Source organism: Pseudodesulfovibrio halophilus DSM 5663 (genome assembly GCF_059568665.1).
Window position 1 is genome coordinate 175043 of sequence record NZ_JCANTV010000010.1, and the last position, 15851, is coordinate 190893.

General features: G+C 58.2%; 15 protein-coding genes. 14 read left to right on the plus strand and 1 reads right to left on the minus strand.

What is annotated here, in order from left to right; translation table 11 throughout:
* The 5 genes from BR24_RS07685 to BR24_RS07705 all read left to right on the plus strand — a co-directional run.
* Positions 1–432 (plus strand): tetratricopeptide repeat protein (locus BR24_RS07685; RefSeq protein WP_496540915.1); only part of this gene is annotated, 432 nt, incomplete at its 5' end.
* Positions 425–814 carry a hypothetical protein gene (locus BR24_RS07690; RefSeq protein ID WP_496540916.1) on the plus strand — a complete coding sequence of 130 codons (390 nt, stop codon included), beginning with the start codon at positions 425–427 and terminating at the stop codon, positions 812–814. The genes BR24_RS07685 and BR24_RS07690, both read left to right, overlap by 8 nt.
* Before the next feature lie 360 nt (positions 815–1174).
* Complete coding sequence (locus BR24_RS07695) at positions 1175–1933, plus strand: hypothetical protein (protein ID WP_496540917.1); 759 nt, start codon at positions 1175–1177, stop codon at positions 1931–1933.
* Positions 1934–1986: 53 nt separating this feature from the next.
* Entirely contained in the window at positions 1987–2484 is a 498-nt protein-coding gene (locus BR24_RS07700) for a hypothetical protein (protein ID WP_496540918.1), read from the plus strand.
* A gap of 372 nt (positions 2485–2856) precedes the next feature.
* Positions 2857–3192: a zinc ribbon domain-containing protein YjdM gene (locus BR24_RS07705; protein ID WP_496540919.1), complete on the plus strand. Its 336-nt coding sequence runs from the start codon at positions 2857–2859 to the stop codon at positions 3190–3192.
* Between the two features lie 156 nt (positions 3193–3348).
* Here BR24_RS07705 and BR24_RS07710 read toward each other — a convergent pair whose 3' ends face one another.
* Positions 3349–4458: a glycosyltransferase family 2 protein gene (locus BR24_RS07710; protein WP_496540920.1), complete on the minus strand. Its 1110-nt coding sequence runs from the start codon at positions 4456–4458 to the stop codon at positions 3349–3351.
* A 386-nt stretch (positions 4459–4844) separates the two neighbouring features.
* Between BR24_RS07710 and xrtA the strand changes: the two genes are divergently transcribed.
* The 9 genes from xrtA (at position 4845) to BR24_RS07755 (ending at position 15821) form a co-directional block, all read left to right on the plus strand.
* The gene (xrtA, locus tag BR24_RS07715) at positions 4845–5711 is read left to right on the plus strand and encodes an exosortase A (RefSeq protein ID WP_496540921.1); all 867 of its coding nucleotides are present in this window, start codon (positions 4845–4847) and stop codon (positions 5709–5711) included.
* A gap of 85 nt (positions 5712–5796) precedes the next feature.
* Positions 5797–7209 carry a mannose-1-phosphate guanylyltransferase/mannose-6-phosphate isomerase gene (locus tag BR24_RS07720; RefSeq protein ID WP_496540922.1) on the plus strand — a complete coding sequence of 471 codons (1413 nt, stop codon included), beginning with the start codon at positions 5797–5799 and terminating at the stop codon, positions 7207–7209.
* A gap of 18 nt (positions 7210–7227) precedes the next feature.
* Positions 7228–8439, plus strand: a complete 1212-nt coding sequence (locus tag BR24_RS07725; protein WP_496540923.1) for a glycosyltransferase — start codon at positions 7228–7230, stop codon at positions 8437–8439.
* Positions 8436–9728 carry an O-antigen ligase family protein gene (locus tag BR24_RS07730; protein ID WP_496540924.1) on the plus strand — a complete coding sequence of 431 codons (1293 nt, stop codon included), beginning with the start codon at positions 8436–8438 and terminating at the stop codon, positions 9726–9728. The genes BR24_RS07725 and BR24_RS07730 overlap by 4 nt, the downstream gene beginning before the upstream one ends.
* Entirely contained in the window at positions 9725–10945 is a 1221-nt protein-coding gene (locus BR24_RS07735; RefSeq protein ID WP_496540925.1) for a glycosyltransferase family 4 protein, read from the plus strand. The genes BR24_RS07730 and BR24_RS07735 overlap by 4 nt, the downstream gene beginning before the upstream one ends.
* The gene (locus BR24_RS07740; protein WP_496540926.1) at positions 10942–12198 is read left to right on the plus strand and encodes a glycosyltransferase family 4 protein; all 1257 of its coding nucleotides are present in this window, start codon (positions 10942–10944) and stop codon (positions 12196–12198) included. Before BR24_RS07735 ends, BR24_RS07740 begins: the two co-directional genes overlap by 4 nt.
* A complete protein-coding gene (locus tag BR24_RS07745) occupies positions 12185–13216 on the plus strand; it encodes a glycosyltransferase (RefSeq protein ID WP_496540927.1) in 1032 nt (343 codons plus the stop codon). The genes BR24_RS07740 and BR24_RS07745 overlap by 14 nt, the downstream gene beginning before the upstream one ends.
* Positions 13213–14379 carry a glycosyltransferase family 4 protein gene (locus BR24_RS07750; protein ID WP_496540928.1) on the plus strand — a complete coding sequence of 389 codons (1167 nt, stop codon included), beginning with the start codon at positions 13213–13215 and terminating at the stop codon, positions 14377–14379. Before BR24_RS07745 ends, BR24_RS07750 begins: the two co-directional genes overlap by 4 nt.
* Positions 14376–15821 (plus strand): lipopolysaccharide biosynthesis protein, encoded by a 1446-nt coding sequence (locus tag BR24_RS07755; protein ID WP_496540929.1) that lies wholly within the window; start codon positions 14376–14378, stop codon positions 15819–15821. The genes BR24_RS07750 and BR24_RS07755 overlap by 4 nt, the downstream gene beginning before the upstream one ends.
* Positions 15822–15851 lie beyond the last annotated feature (30 nt).

The following is a 15851-nucleotide window of genomic DNA, read 5'->3' on the forward strand; positions in this document are numbered from 1 at the left end:
GCTGTGACGCATGGTAAGATAGGTGACATTCTTTTTGCTCGTGGCGATTTGGACGAGGCGTTGCGGATTCGTCGGGAGGAACTGTTGCCGGTCTATGAGCGTCTTGGCGATGTGCGAGAACTCTCCGCTTGTTATTGGAAGATCGCACAGATATTTATAGCTAAGGAAGATTTTCAGCAGGCGGCCGAATACGTGCCAAAAGCCTACGCTTTGGTGGATAACTGTCAGAACGCTCAAGGAATCGCTATAATTGGTATAGTGCACGGTCAGTTCGCCTTCGCCGCAGGGCATCAGCGTGACGGCATGAATATCATAATGAGAAGCCTCGAGCTGTTTGAAAAAATGGGTGATGCCGGAAGCGCCGAGAATGCCAGAGAGCTTTTGAACCAGATGGAACAACTTGCGAAAGATTTGGACCAACCCGATGAGTGATACTATTCGGCTCAGTATAAGTGGCAATCAGGCTGAGAAGGCTGCCAGTGACCTGTCTGAGCAGTGCGGTATAGCCCTTCAGGTTCAGCCGCAAGAAGCGAGATTAGCACAGGAAACCAAAACAGATTCGGACCTGATAGGTATCCTGACATTGATAGCGCTGATACCCTCAGGAATTCTATCCGCTGCTCACCTGTATGACAGGTTGCCGAAGCGCTCCAAAGCCAAGGACATGCTGGAAGCTGCCAAGGCAATAAAGAAAAAAGACGGTGTAAGCATTTATGTGGAAATAGATGACAAATGGCGAAGGATAGATGATGTTACTCCAGATGATTTGCTGGATATGGCAACAGCTCTCGAAGCGAAAGAGCACGAGAAATAGAGTTTATCTGTCACGCTAAAACGGCACCATTTTAGTGGGCCCCGAGGTGGGCCCTTTAAACCCACCGAGACGCACCGAGGCTTCGTAAGGCTCAATAATATTCAATAAAAACGGCGGTGATTAGCTAGGTCATGTGCCTGTCACGCCGGAGGCCGAGGGTTCGAGTCCCTTCGGCTCCGCCACAAAAAGAATTAGGACATTGATCTTTTAGATCAATGTCCTTTTTTGATTGGAATACGATTAAGAAAGCCCTTTGATTAGTTCAAAGGGCTTTTTGTATTTAGTTAGCTTGTCATTGTATTTTTTTGAATGTAGTTGAAATCGAATATCGTAAGGACTTTTTTGTCGTTGGGGGGAGTAATGTCGGATATGTTCAATTCCTATAGACGAATTATCGATAAGCTAGAAGAGGATGCTCACTGGTTTGTCGTTAAGGATTTTCAAAGTTCTGAGGCTTACGTCCTTAGCTTGTATAGATCGATTTTGGATTACGCTAAGGCAATGGATACAACTTGTCGCAACAAAGACTACATCATATTGCCAGTGGCATTGCGAGCAATGTCGGAAGCGTATGCGGGGCTCGATTCTCTTGCTAGAATAGAAGGATTTGCCGCTAGTTATGAGTTGTCCTCCTTGGATCAGCGACGTAAAGATATTAATTCATTTATCTCCTACCTTGATGAGCACCCCCACATTAAAGTACGGTTAAGACCTATGTATGATGCTGAAAAAGAAGAGCTAGAAAGAATACGACCTTTCATCAGAAGGATGAAAGCGGATAATGTAAAAATTGTAAAAGGTGTGAATTTATTTTCTTCGGACGAGACAAAGGAAGTATATCATACTGCTTATAGGCTATCCAACTCTTTTCTGCACAATGATGCTTTTGCCGTGGAGAGAAGGAACTGGAAACGAGCGAATGGTAAGAATGCAATAGTTTCTGCAAGCGAATCGAGGTCGAATATTGTTTTGTCATGTTTGTTTTATTCAATAAAAATAACATCAGAGTCCTATAGGAAGCTGAAGGCTATTTTTGAGTGGCCTGATTTTTCATCGAACCTTGATTCTAGAATCAAATCCTTTTTGGTTAGGTTTGACGAATATGCGAATGTATCATGAAGAAATGACCTACAGAGAATCGAGATTATCACCGTTTTTTCATAGGTGAATAAATGCCTCTATCTGATTATGATTGCAAAGCTCTAGCCGTGGATACAAATGTATTTGCAAAACAAACCCAAAGGTGGATTCCAGGCCAACCCCTACGATCCAAGCGAGTATTGGTTCCAACGATGAAAAGTAAAATCCTTCTGATCCTTGGCTTCCTTTTCGCAATGTGGCTTGGAGCCAAGCTCAATGAGTTGATCTTCGCTCCTGATGTGGGGGTTGTCGTGTTGAGCAATGAAAGTTCAGGAATCATCACCTCTGCTGAAATAATCGTATGTGGGCAGACGTTTGGCTTCTCAAACATTCCAACAGGGGAGCATGCGTTTGCCCGCTATGATGTAACCACTGAATCACACTATGAAATAAAGGTGTCGCTTCAACCGGGGCAGACTTTGAACAGTGAGATTGGGTACGTTTCCCATAGTGCCGATTTTTTTGATGTCATTGCAGTGAAAGATGATCAAATCGAGCACAAGAGTCGAGAGGTCTCCACAAGGTACTAGATGAAAAATACCATGTCGGCCTCCCTTTGTTTTTGGTTTCACTGGTGTTGTTACCAGCAAAACTCAGGAGTGCCGACATGGTTTTTTCCGGAAATTCGGACCACCGGTTAAGGTGGAATGAGCGTCCTTAAAACCGATAAGGAAGGACGTATGACGAAGAGCTGCACAAAAGATGATGATAAGGACTCGCTTGAGCGGGGTGTTTCCGTTTGAAGAATCAGACCGCGCAGCGGTTGGATGAAAAAGAGGCATCTCAGCAAAGGGCCACCACTGGGAATGTGGTTTTTCGGAGAGTCCGGACATGACTGCTTGCGCCCTTGTCCGAACTTCATTAAGGGGAGAGGGCAACATTAAATCAACGGTTGGGAAGTTATGGAAAATTTACCAAATTGTCCGCAGTGCGGCTCCGAGTTCGTATATTCAGACGGCAGTATTCTCAATTGTCCCGAGTGCGGGCACGAGTTTCAGTCGGCAGACGCTGAGGAGAAAGTCTATAAAGACATGAACGGCAACGTCCTCGTGGACGGGGATACGGTCATCGTCGCTCAGGATCTGAAGGTCAAAGGGGCTCCCTCGCCGATCAAGAAAGGCACCAAGGTCAAGAATATCAAGCTCATCGAGCCGGAAGACGGGGTGCATGATATTTCCTGCAAGGTTCCCGGATTCGGATCAATGCTGTTGAAGACCTCCGTCGTCAAGAAGGGGTGACCCTCCCACAGGACATAGACGCTCCGGGTCAGCCGACGACAAAAGCGAATGAGCCCTCCGGTCTGAAGATCGGAGGGATTTTTTTTGTCGATGCGATTGAATACCCTGCAGAACAGCAGGCCAAAGTGCGAACGCTCCGGGCTTATGCTGTGGAGATCATTCGCCCCTGTGCAGTATGAGTTGCCCCATTATGTGCTTGTATGCTGATATGTTGAGCGGGTTCCACGGAATGGCCTTGAGTCCGTGCGCCCAGGCCTTGGCGGGCATGCTTGTCTGGTATCGCTTCGAAAAGCGTACGTGCTGGTGGGACATGGAGCTGCACAGCGTGGCGAAACCCAGACCGTGACTTCGGATGAACTCCGAGACGAGTTGCCTTTCACAGCCGTATGTATGCCGTGAGCGCAGTGTGGTGATGGATTCGTGTCCACGCGTCAATGTGGCGCAGTATCCGTCTGACGGGGCATGGCGGCCTCGGGAAGCCATTTCCAGAATGAACTTGAAGTCCTGCCCCAGCTTGAGTTCCGTGTCGAAGCGCAACTCCTCAATGCTTTCCATGCGGTAGGTGACCGAATCGAGTCGATAGAACATCCCGGCCTGAAGCATGTATTGCACAAAGGAAGCGGTATCCGTTTCTTCAGGCGGAAACGGGTTGTCAACGCAGAAGGATTGCCCGTCGCCCTGATCGAAAACCTTGAAGCGTCCGTACACCGCCACCAGTTCAGGGCTGGATTCGAGCTTTTCGACATGAGAATCGAAGCGATTCGGCAAGAAGGTGTCGTCGGCATCGAGAAAGGTGACGTATTTCCCCTTGGCGAGTTCCAGTCCCTGATTCCGGGCGCTACCCACTCCCCCGTTCTCCTTGCGAAAAAAGCGGATTCGCCGATCCTGCTCCGCCAGCTTGGCAGCGACTTCCGAGGTGCCGTCCGTGGACCCGTCGTCCACGAGTATGAGTTCAAGATCCTCGAATGACTGGTTGATTACCGATTCGACCATATCTGAAAGAATCTCCCGGGCATTATACACGGGGGAAATTACGGAAACTGTGACCATCGTTACCCCTTTGTAAGATGTTCCGACCGGGCATCCGGCAGGGAATCCACTCCCTGCCGAACAGTCACTCACCGAGCAACAAATGGACCACTGCAGCCTGCCGTAGTCAGGCGTTCTCAAGAGGTTCAAAAATACGACTTGGTTGGGAGGAAATGGCGAGGGCGGCACAGTGGGGAAGAAGCGTTGCTGATTTGTAATTCCGAAAAAACCGGACATTCATGGACGACAGCTTTCGTCCGGGCAAAGCGCCTGACGGCTTTTCGAGATGAATCTCAGCTAGGCTCTGGCAGACGGGGCACTCAGCAGTGGTGGTTGTTGTTGGTTCGCATGTCGCAGCAGCTCTGTTTCCGGGTGTCCGGTTTTTCAGGATGGAGAGAGGGGATACTCTTATTCTATGGAGAGATGGCGGTGGCTATTGCTTTGTAATCATTGGTTATATTATCGAAAAAAGCCTTTGGCATGTTTCTGGCTTTGGTGGAACCAGAACCAAGAAACACGCTGTGGAAGAGCGGCACGAAGCGGACGGGGAAACCGCTTTTTCCGAATGGATCGCACGAGTGCATCGATGATGGTGCCGTTTACAGTATCATGCCGGGGGCAATGTGACGTTTTCCGAATCGCTTTACAAATACCGGTTCCAGTTGATCGGGCTGCTGGTGGTGTTGGCGGCGGCCTACAGCGCCATTATTCAGAGGATGGTTGAGAACTGGTACCTCGACGACAACTATTCTCACGGGTTCCTCATACCATTCATTGCGGGATGGTTCGTCTACCGTGACTGGCCCCGTCTGAAAGAGACGCGAGTCAGTCCGTCCAACATTGGCCTTCTGGTGATTGCCGCCGGTGTGGTCCAGCTGTTGTTCGCCTGGCTGGCGACGGAATACTTCAACATGCGTCTGTCGCTGGTCGTGATCCTTGCCGGGTCCGTCCTGTTTTTCTTTGGCAGGGAGACGTTCGGCAGGCTGCGACTTCCGCTCGGATATCTGGTCCTCATGGTCCCGCTTCCTTATATCATATACGATGCCATCGCCTTTCCCCTGAAGCTGTTCGTGACCAAGGTTTCGGTCATGGCTCTCAAGCTCATGGACTTCGCGGTCTGGCGGGAAGGGAACATCATCTCGTTTCCGAACATCGTTCTCGAAGTGGCGGATGCTTGCAGCGGTATGCGTTCGCTCATGTCCCTGATCGCCATCGCCGTCACGCTGGCGTTCCTGATGCTTCGCAAATCGTGGACGCGCTGGGTGCTGGTGCTCAGTGCCATACCGTTCGCCGTCATGACCAACGCCTTCAGGGTGATCATGACCGGCGTGCTTTCCAGATATTACGGCAGGGCGGCGGCAGAAGGTTTTTTCCATGAATTCGCGGGAATGGCCGTTTTCATCATGGCCATGGTGCTGCTCGGCGGGGCCGGGTTGGTACTGAATAAAATCGAGGCCAGATCCGGAGAGAGCTCCGTCAGTCGGGAGTAAGAGCCTTGCGGCGTCCGGCGGGGAGAGCGGGACGTCGGCGAATCGCATAACGTGTCGCTTTCGCGGCGCAACATCGGGGGAAGACATGAATGCAGGCACCGCATTGCAGCCCGTGATTCTTTGCGGGGGAAAGGGGACCCGGCTCTGGCCGCTGTCCCGAACCCTGTATCCGAAGCAGTTCATCGAGGTGTCCGCGGACCGCTATCTGTTTTCGGACGTCCTTGCCCGTTGCGGGATGTTCTCTGACGCCCGAGGCCCCATGGTGGTCTGCAACGACGACCATCGTTTCCTCGTGGCCGAGCAGCTGCGAAACGGTGCTGTCGACGGTCAGGTCCTTCTCGAACCCTTCGGTCGCAACACGGCGCCTGCCGCTGCTGCTGCGGCCATGCTCTGCGAGGACGAGGATCCCGTGATGCTCGTGATGCCGGCGGATCACTCCATCCCCGATTTTTCAACTTTCGCGGACATGGTCGCCGTTGGTGCCGAGCGTGCGCGCGAGGGCGGGGTCGTCTGTTTCGGCGTCGTCCCGGACCATCCGGAGACAGGGTACGGCTACATCCGACGGGGTGAGCGGGTCTCCTCCGATGTCTACCGGGTGGACGCATTCGTCGAGAAACCGGCCGCCGACGTGGCCCAGGAGTATGTCGACTCCGGAGAATTCTATTGGAACAGCGGCATCTTCCTTTTCCGTGCGTCCCGGTATCTCGAGGAGCTGGGCCGCCATGCGCCGGAGATGCTCGAGGCGTGCCGGGCGGCGGTGGACGGCAGTTATCGCGATCTGGACTTCATCAGGCTTTGTGCCGAGAGCTTTTCGCGCTGCCCGTCCGACTCCATCGACTGCGCGGTCATGGAGCGCATCTCGGGCATCGAGGTGGTGCCCATGAATATCGAATGGCGCGACCTCGGCTCCTGGAAAAGCCTGCACGACATGCATCCGCGTGACGAAGCCGGAAACAGCGCGCTTGGCGACGTGGTTCTGGAAGAGAGCCGCAACTGCTACGTACGTTCGTCTGGACGGCTCGTGGTGACCCTCGGGCTGGAGGATACCACGGTAGTGGAAACTCCTGACGCGGTCTTCGTGGCCCCGCATGGCCGGCTCGACGGCATGAAAAAGGTGGTGGACCGCCTCAAGGCCGCAAGGCGGCCAGAGACCGAGGCGCACAAGACGGTCTATCGCCCGTGGGGGAGTTTCGAGTCCATCACGGTGGATGATCGTTTTCAGGTTAAGCGCATCGTGGTCAAGCCCGGTGAAGTCCTCTCGCTTCAGAAGCATTTTCATCGTGCGGAGCACTGGGTGGTGGTCAAGGGAACTGCACGGATCGTCAACGGCGACAGGGAGTTCATCCTCTGCGAAGACGAATCCACCTACATCCCGCTCGGCAATGTTCACCGGCTGGAGAATCCCGGCAGGATTCCCCTTGAGCTGATCGAGGTGCAGACCGGTGCCTACCTCGGCGAGGACGACATCGTGCGTCTCGAAGACAAGTACAAACGCTGAGGGCGCAAGGGAGTTTCTTTGAGTACGAACAGCTGCACTTCGACGCCACGGGTGGCTCACTTCAGCTTTTCCGGCGATTTCGGCGGGCGGGAGAAGGTGGCGGTCGGCCTGTGCCGCAGCCTGCGGGGCATGGATGTGGACTGCCGCCTGTTCATGGTGGTCGAGACGCGCGCGGGCGAGCTGCGAAACGGTAACCTCATGCGTTCACTCGGTGACATCGGGACGTTCGGAGAGGTCTTTCTGACGAACAGCCGGTTCTCATGCGGACTCGTGCGGCGACTGGCGAACCGACTGCGGGAGCTGGAAATTTCGGTGGTTCACTGCCACTGCTACAAATCTCTTTATTACGCGGAGCTGATGCGGATGCTCGGCCTGTATCGCGGCGTGGTCGTCTACACCCTGCACGGACTGATTCTGCCGAAAGGGGGGATGGCTTTCATGATCATGGGATTTCAGCGCATGGGGCTCAGACTGGCAGACGGCGTCATCGGATGCTCGCGCGAGGTGCTCGAGAGCTCGCTGCCGCGTCGGTGCCGGGGGCTTTCCACCTCCATAATAAACGCCATCGAGCTCCCGGAACCGGACGCTTCCGCGCTGCTCGCGGCGCGGGACGAGGCTCGCGGTGATCTTGTCGCTCGGTTCGGCCTCGACCCCGGGGGCCCCGTGGTCATCAACGTGGGCAGGCTCTGCGTCCAGAAGAACTATCCGCTCTATCTCGAGATGATTCGCCAGAACCTTTCCGAAAACGGGGCCGCCCCGGTGAACTATCTTCTGGTCGGCAACGGTGAGTTGCAGGATGAGCTCGAGGACACGGCCCGGCGCATGGGCATCCGCGACAGCGTGGTGTTTACAGGCTTTGTCTCCGACATGGATACGGTGTATCGGGGCGCCGACCTGCTGGTTCAGACCTCCATCTGGGAGGGGACGCCCATGTGTCTGCTGGAGGCGCGTTCCTACGCTCTGCCTGTGGTGGCCCCGGCTGTGGGCGGCAATGTGGATGTCGTGGAAAGCGGCAGCGACGGCGTGCTGTACCCCGTCAACGACCTGAAGGCCCTCCGCGAAGGGTTCCAAATGTACATGGACGACTCCCTGACCCGCAACCGTCACGGCAGGCTTGCCTACGAACGGGTGCGCAACGACTTCGGCACCGAGGAGTGGGGCCGCAGACATCTGGGCTTCTACGACGAGGTCATCCGCGACGCGCGCCAGTGTGCAGGGGGGACGATATGAGCAACGTGGAGGTCGCCATCCGACGTTCTCCGGGCCTGCTGGCCAACCTGATGCTGTTCGGCACCATGATCACGCTCGGGCGTGTGCAGGAGGTTTTCGTTTTTCTCTGGCCGCTGCGTCTCGTGCTGGTGATGTTCCTGATAATGGCCGTGTCCGTCCTGCTGAAAGGCGGTATGAGCCGCTATAGGCTGGGGTTGCTCTGGCTGTCCCCGACCTTCCGCAGGTTCCTGCTCTTCGTCGGAATCATGACGGTCAGCGTCGCTTTCAGCGTGTACGGGAGCAAGTCGCTGGGCTTCCTGAAGGAGTTCGTCCTGTATTGCGGTGTCTTCCTGTTGGCGCTCAACTGTCAGGTGGACCGGCGGGAGGACCTGAACTACGTCATCGGCGGAGCCGTCCTGACGCTGATCGTGCTCGGCCTCATCTGTTTTTTCCATCCACGTATCGTCGGCGGCCGGGTGGCCGCGAACTGGACCTATGATCCCAACGACACGGCCCTGCTTTTCGTCATGATCCTTGCGCTGGTCCTGCCCGCCATCCGGCATGTGGGCAACGCCTGGAAGTGGGCGCTGCGCGCCGCGGCGGTGCTCGGAGTGGGGGCGATCCTCCTGACCCAGTCCCGTGGCGGGATGGTGGCGCTCGTGGGGACCGTGACGGTCTGGGCCCTGTCTCACGGGGTCAAGGGCGTTGTCCGGCTCGCCGTGCTCGGCGGCTTTGCTCTCATGCTCGTGCTGGCCTTTGCTCCGCCGGAAAAGCTGCAACGCTTCACCTCCATCGTGAACCTTGAGGACGACTACAACATGACGGCCAAACATGGCCGCATAGAGGTCTGGAAGAACGGGCTGGAGCTTTTCCGGGAGAACATGCTTACGGGCACCGGGCTCGCCACGTTCATCGTGGCCGAAGGGCAGACGCACAGCGGCGGCAAGTGGAGCGAGGCGCACAACGCGTTCATCGAGGTGGGCGCGGAGCTGGGCATATTCGGCTTCGCCGCGTTTCTGGCAATGCTCTTCTCCGCATGGCGAAGGGCGGCGCCCGTGGATGAAGGCGACTGGCTCGGCAGGGGGATACGCCTTTCGCTGACCGCATACGTCTTCGGGGGCATGTTCTTGTCGTGGGGATACATTTTCGTTCTGTATTTCGTGCTCTTTATTGCGATGGTTCGGGAGCGGGTGCTGGCGTTGGAGTACGCCCCCGCCGCGGTGGAAAACGTGTCGCACCCGGAGGAGGCCCAGGCCGAGCCGGTCCGAAACACCCCGCGCCGACGCTACAAGATGAAGGAGCGCAAATGATTGCGTATCAAGGCATGAAAGGTGCGGGCCTTGTGGGGCGGACGCAGTCGCATATCGCTCCCTCGCTGCTGGTGTTGGACCAGTGGGCCGGACCGGATGTTCAGGCCGGGACCAGCAAGAACTGGCTCTACGAGGGATTGGCCCGCGCATTTCATACGAACGTGCTCAACGCAGACGACGAGACTGCGGAACGCCGTAACCGACTCCGGTGCATGGTCAAGGCCGTGCTTTGTCGCCCGCTCGATGCCAGACGCGAGTTTCATCGTCGCATGGAATGGGCCGCAAAGTACCCGCGGGCGTTTGAGGCACGAACCCGTAGGTTCCGCAACGCGATGGAGGCATACTCTCAGCCGCAGGACGCATTGTTTCAGGTGGGCTGCCTGTTCGGCCCCGTGGCCTGTAACGGGGCCAAGAGCTTTTCCTATCACGACCAGACCGTTGCCATGGTGGAGCGCCACTGGCCGCAGTGGCTGCCGGCGAAGTTCTCTGCGTACAGGGGACGGTTTATGGAACTGGAGCGGGCTTCCCTTCTGGAGAAGGACCGGGTCTTCACCTACAGCCAAGCCGCGCGGCGTTCCATGGTCGACGATTACGGGCTTGCCCCGGAGAAGGTTTCGGTCGCCCCCACGGCCTGCAAGCTGCCGTTCCCTGAAGTGCATCAGGCCCTTGCAAAGCGCCGTCACAAGATTCTCTTCGTCAGCACCGACTTCCAGCGAAAGGGCGGGGACATCGTCTTTCACGCCTTCCGCATCCTCAGGCGAACGTTTCCAGACCTTGAACTGACAGTCCTTGGAGGTCCCGTAGACAGGCGGCTCCCAAAGGGGGCGAAGCATCTGGGCGTGGTCTCTCACGGGCGCCTGCGCGCGGAATATCTTTCCTCGGCCCTGCTGCTGCACCCGGCTCGTTACGATGCCTACCCCAACGTCATCAAGGAAGCCATGGCCTGCGGTCTTCCCACCGTGGCTTCCGGATGCGGAGGGATTCCCGAGATCGTCGAGCACGGCGAGACCGGCTTGATTACGGAGGAGCCGGACGCGCTGGCCGTTGCGGACGCGGTGTCCCTGCTGCTCGAGGATGAAGAGCGGCTGCGTGACATGCGCGAGAATTGCCTGTTGAGTCGCGAGCGGTATCGGCCCGAGCGTTGCTCCGCGACCATCGCCAACGGCATGCTGCGCGAGCTGGGGCTGCCCGAAATCGCGGGGAGGGCCGGGTCATGAGTCGGCAGCGAGTTCTTTTCGCGGTGGCGAGGCCGCCGTATCCCTGCGACACCGGTGCGAGAATCCGCTCATGGAACACGTTGGCGGGCTTCGCGCAACGGTATGACGTGGACGTCATCTGCTATGCCGACCCTTCCATGGACAAGTCAGTCACGCAGGCGTGGGTGGACGCGGCACTGGAGCTGGGCGTCAACCGGGTGGAGCAGATCCCCAACAGCCTGCTTGGGCGGGGGACGACGATCCGGCAGGTGGTCTCTGCGGTGATGCGAAGGCTCCCCGTTTCCATCATGAAGTACCGCAACGACGCATTCTCCCGGTTGTTCGGGGAGAGGCTCGCGCAGGGGTACGACGGCGTACATGTGGAGACCGTGCATCTTGCGGGCGACGTGTCTGATCTGGTGCCTGCATCAAGACCTTTTCTGACCCTCAATGCTCACAACGTGGAGTGCCAGATAGCGGAGCGTATGCGTGATCTGGAAAAATCCCTGCCGCGCCGCGCCGTGCTGGCCCTGCACGCCCGCAACATGCGCCGATTCGAGCGGGCGGCCTTCGGAGCCTGCGACGCCGTGTTGGCCGTGTCCCGCGAGGACTGCGGACAGATCGACGGCATGTGCGGCGTTTCCGGACGGGCCGTGCTGGTGGAGAACGGCGTGGATGAGCGTTACTTCACGCCGGGGCCGCCGGAAGCGGAGCGTCCCGACGAGATGGTTTTTGTCGGGTCGATGGACTGGCTCCCCAACGTGGACGGCGTGATCGGCTTTGTCCGGGATGTTCTGCCGCGAATCCGCGAGCGTCGGCCCTCGGCGCATCTGACCATCGTGGGTCGCAGGCCGCATCCTGACGTGGCGGCACTGCATGCCCCCGAGCAGGGCGTGAGCGTCACCGGCACCGTCGATGACGTGCGCCCCTATGTTCACGGCGCGGCCGTTGCCGTGGTGCCGCTTCGTTTCGGCGGCGGTACGCGGCTCAAGATTCTGGAAGCGTTTTCCATGTCGAAGGCGGTGGTCTCCACCTCTCTCGGGTGCGAGGGAATCCTTTGTCGCGACGATGAGCATATCGTGATCCGCGATGATGCCGAGTCGTTCGCAGCCGCCTGCCTGGACCTCATGGGTGACGCAGCGAAGCGGCGTCGGATCGGTGAAAAGGGGCGGGAGCTGGCGCTTGCCGAATATGTATGGCCTTCGGTCATCGGGCGCATGCATCATGAAATCGAGCGTCGCAAAAACGGGGGAGGGGCGGATGTGCGCAACTGATCGCTCCCCCAGAATTGGCTTCGGGCCCGTGACCGATGCCAACTCTTTCGAGCAGTCCGGCCGCAAGGTGGCGCACGAGCTTGAATCCCGCCACGGCTTCGAGTGCGGCTTTTTCTCGTGGAATCCGTTTGATATCGACGAGCTCCGTCGGTTCGATGCGCTGGTGTTCATCAAATATCTCCCGGAACTGCAGACCATGCGCATGCTCCGGAATGAGGGGAAGGTCATGCTGTTGGATTATCAGGACACCTTTCTCTGCCCTTCGGTCTACGAGGACGCGGCGTGGCGCCGCTGGCTGAAGCATGTCTGCTACTACCCCTCCGAGCGTAGAGACCTGAAGCGGTTCTCCCTGCTCGACGGCTGCATGATCTGCTCGCCGCTGCTCGACGAGGTGGTGCGAAGAGCCGGAACCACGCCCATCCATCTCCCACGGCAGATATACAATGATGCCAACGAGACCCGCCGCAAGCACCACGGCGAGAGCGCGGACGGGGTTACGCTGTATTGGACCGGCGTCTGGCTCAACCAGCCCCAGAATGATCCGGTCCTGCCGGTGCTGCGCAGGCTTCACGAAAATCACGGCTGCCGAATTCTCTACGACACCGACCGCGTGGGAGAGCATGACTGGATAGAGTACCGCATGTTCGACAACGCCACTTGGGCCGAGGATATCCTCGACGCCGACATCGCTTTTCGCTGGCGGGATACCTCGAATCTTCAGCGGTTCAAGGACGCCAACAAGGTTCAGGGATACATGGCTGCCGGGCTGCCTGCGGTGGTCTGCCCCACGCACTCGGAACGCGCCGTGATCCGGCATGGAGAGACAGGCTTTTTCGCCGAAACGGTTGAAGCGTTCGAGGAGGTCATGGTGCGTCTGGTGCAGGATTCGAAACTGCGTGCCCGGGTTGGGGCGGCCGCCCACGAGCATGTATGGCGGCACTGCTCGCTGAAGGTTCATGTGGAGCATCTCCGCGAGCACCTGAGCGGACTGCTGCGGCAAAAGGGGGAGGCGGTTTGAGGATATTGAGCATCTTTCCGCCGGGACAGGCCTTGCACGCCGAACAGTTCCGTTCGCGCTTCGACTTCATGCCGCCGGACTGGGAGTTCGATGTGCTTGCCGCGGGCGACGCTTCGCTCGACGGGGAGAGATTCGCCAACGCCGTGCTGCATGTTCATCCGATCGAGCGGCGCTGGACCCGCTGGCGCATGATCCGTCGGACCATCGGCATGGTCTGGCGAGCGGTACGCATTGCACGCAGCAGGCGGCCCGACCTCATCACCGTTTACGATCCCCTCACGCTGGGCGTCATGGGCGCGTGCGCCAAGATGGCCTCGGGCGCGAAGCTCGCGGTGGAGGTGAACGGGCACGTCCGCAATGCCGAGGCCGCGCGTCTGGCGGGAAAGCCGGTGGGGCGGGTGCGCAGGGCGCTATTCAATCTGGTGGGAGGGTTCTCGCTTCGCATGGCCGACTGCGTCAAGGTGCTCAACGCCGATCAGTACGACGAATGGAGGGACGCAATCGGCGACAGGCCGGTCGCCATGTTTCACGACTTCGTGTCCACGTCGCACTTCAGCGACGAAGGGGACGGAGGCTACCTGCTCTGCCTCGGCCACCCCTTCCACGTGAAGGGCGTGGACATCCTGCTGGAGGCTTTTTCCCGGCTTCGCGAAACGCATCCCGAGGCGCGGCTGAAGGTTGTCGGATACCGTCGTGCTTTCGAGCGCAGAAAGTGGGACGAGCTGGCCGAAGGCATCCCGGGCGTCGAGCTGCTTGACCCGGTCCCTTACGATCAGGTGCAGAGGTACCTCTCTCGATGCACCGTGCTGGTGACTCCCTCGCGTTCCGAGGGAATGGGCAGGGTGTTCATCGAGGCCATGGCCTGCGGCAAGCCGTGCGTCGGCACGAAGGTCGGCGGCATCCCGAATGTGATCGCGGACGGCGTGACCGGCCTCCTCGCAGAGCCGGAGAACCCGGAAGACCTGCGGCAAAAGCTGGATCTTCTGCTGTCCGACGCCGTCCTGCGCCGCCGCATGGGCGAGGCCGGAAGGGAGCGGGCGCGCGGTCCGCTCTCCGAGGAGCGTTACGCCTCCTGCTATCGGACTATGGCGGAGATGGTCGCGAGCGGCTCCCGCGAAACGGGCATCGTCTTCAACGGATATGAAGCGAGGGAAGCCCGATGAGCGGCATGAGCGTCAGGAAAAGCCTTGCCTGGATGGGCGGCACCAGTCTCCTCGGTCAGGTGATCACGTGGACCGTGACCATAATCGTGGCAAGGCTTCTGAGTCCGGAGGATTACGGCATCGTGGCCATCTCCGGTCTGTACACCGTGTTCGCGCATACGGTGTGCCTCATGGGCGTGAGCGCGGCGGTGGTTCAGGCGGACACCATTACAGAATATCAGACGAAGGCGCTGTACGGCTTCTCGATCATCATGGGCATCATCATGTTCGGCATCGGCCTGGCGGCGGCCCCGGCAATGGCCTGGGCGTTCGACGATCCAAGGCTGACCGCGCTGGTCTCGTTCCAGAACATAGTCTTTCTCGTGGGCGCGCCCAAGTCCCTGCAGTGGAGCCTGCTGGCGCGCGAGACGCGTTTCGACTCCATCGCCAAGATAGAGACGGCCTCGAGGATACTGACCTCGTTCTGCGCCCTGACCATGGCCGCAACCGGTTTCGGCTACTGGACGCTGGCCTCGCAGTGGCTGCTGATCGAGTTCTTCCAGCTGATCGGCTTCAGCTTCTACAGGCCGGTTCGACCCACCTTCATCATTCGCTGGGGCGAAGTGAGCGAGCTGCTCATCTTCGGCATCAAGATACTGGCGAGAAAGACCATTGAGCAGCTGTATTCAAAGGTGGATGTGTTCATCTTCGGCAAGCTGGCCTCGCCCGTGTTTCTCGGCGGATACACCTTCGCGAAGCACCTTGCCAACATGCCGTTCGAGAAGATCATCAACATCATCAACAGGGTGCTCCTGCCGTATCTGGCCAAGGACAAGTCGGACCACGTGCGCATGCGCGAGTGGACGCTGAAGGTCTCCTACCTTCAGGTGCTCCTGCTGGTGCCGTTCTACTACGTGCTGTTTTTCTGCGCGGAAGAGACCATCCACATACTCCTCGGCGAGGACTGGGCCGCGGCGGTCCTGCCGCTTCGCATCTTCTGCCTCATGAACATCTTCAAGCTGGCGGAAAGCTACGTGATGGTCGCGCTGACGGCGCTCGGGCGCATAACGGAGCAGGTCAAGTTCGTCATGATGCAGCTCGTTCTCGTGGGCGGGGCAATCCTCGGAGTCTCTCTCTGGCAGGGTATCGAAGCATCCCTGTATGTCTGGATCACCGTCTACCCCATACTCTGTCTCGTCTTCAGCGGCATTCTTCTCAAGGCCATCGGGCTGGGAATCGGCGTCGTGTTCGTGCGGATGCGCCGGACGCTGGCGGCGCAGGCGCTGCTCCTGGCCGCGCTCGCGGGCATGCAGTACGTCGTGGAAGGTCCCATGTGGCAGACCCTGATCGTGAAGCTGGCGGTGGCCGGCGTCGTCTATTTGGCCGGTCTCGCGCTGCTGGACCGGCGCAGGATAATGCAGACTCTGGATTTCGTGCCTGCCTTTTCCGGAAAGCAGGCATGAGACGGTCGAACCCGAATTACCTCCAAAGGC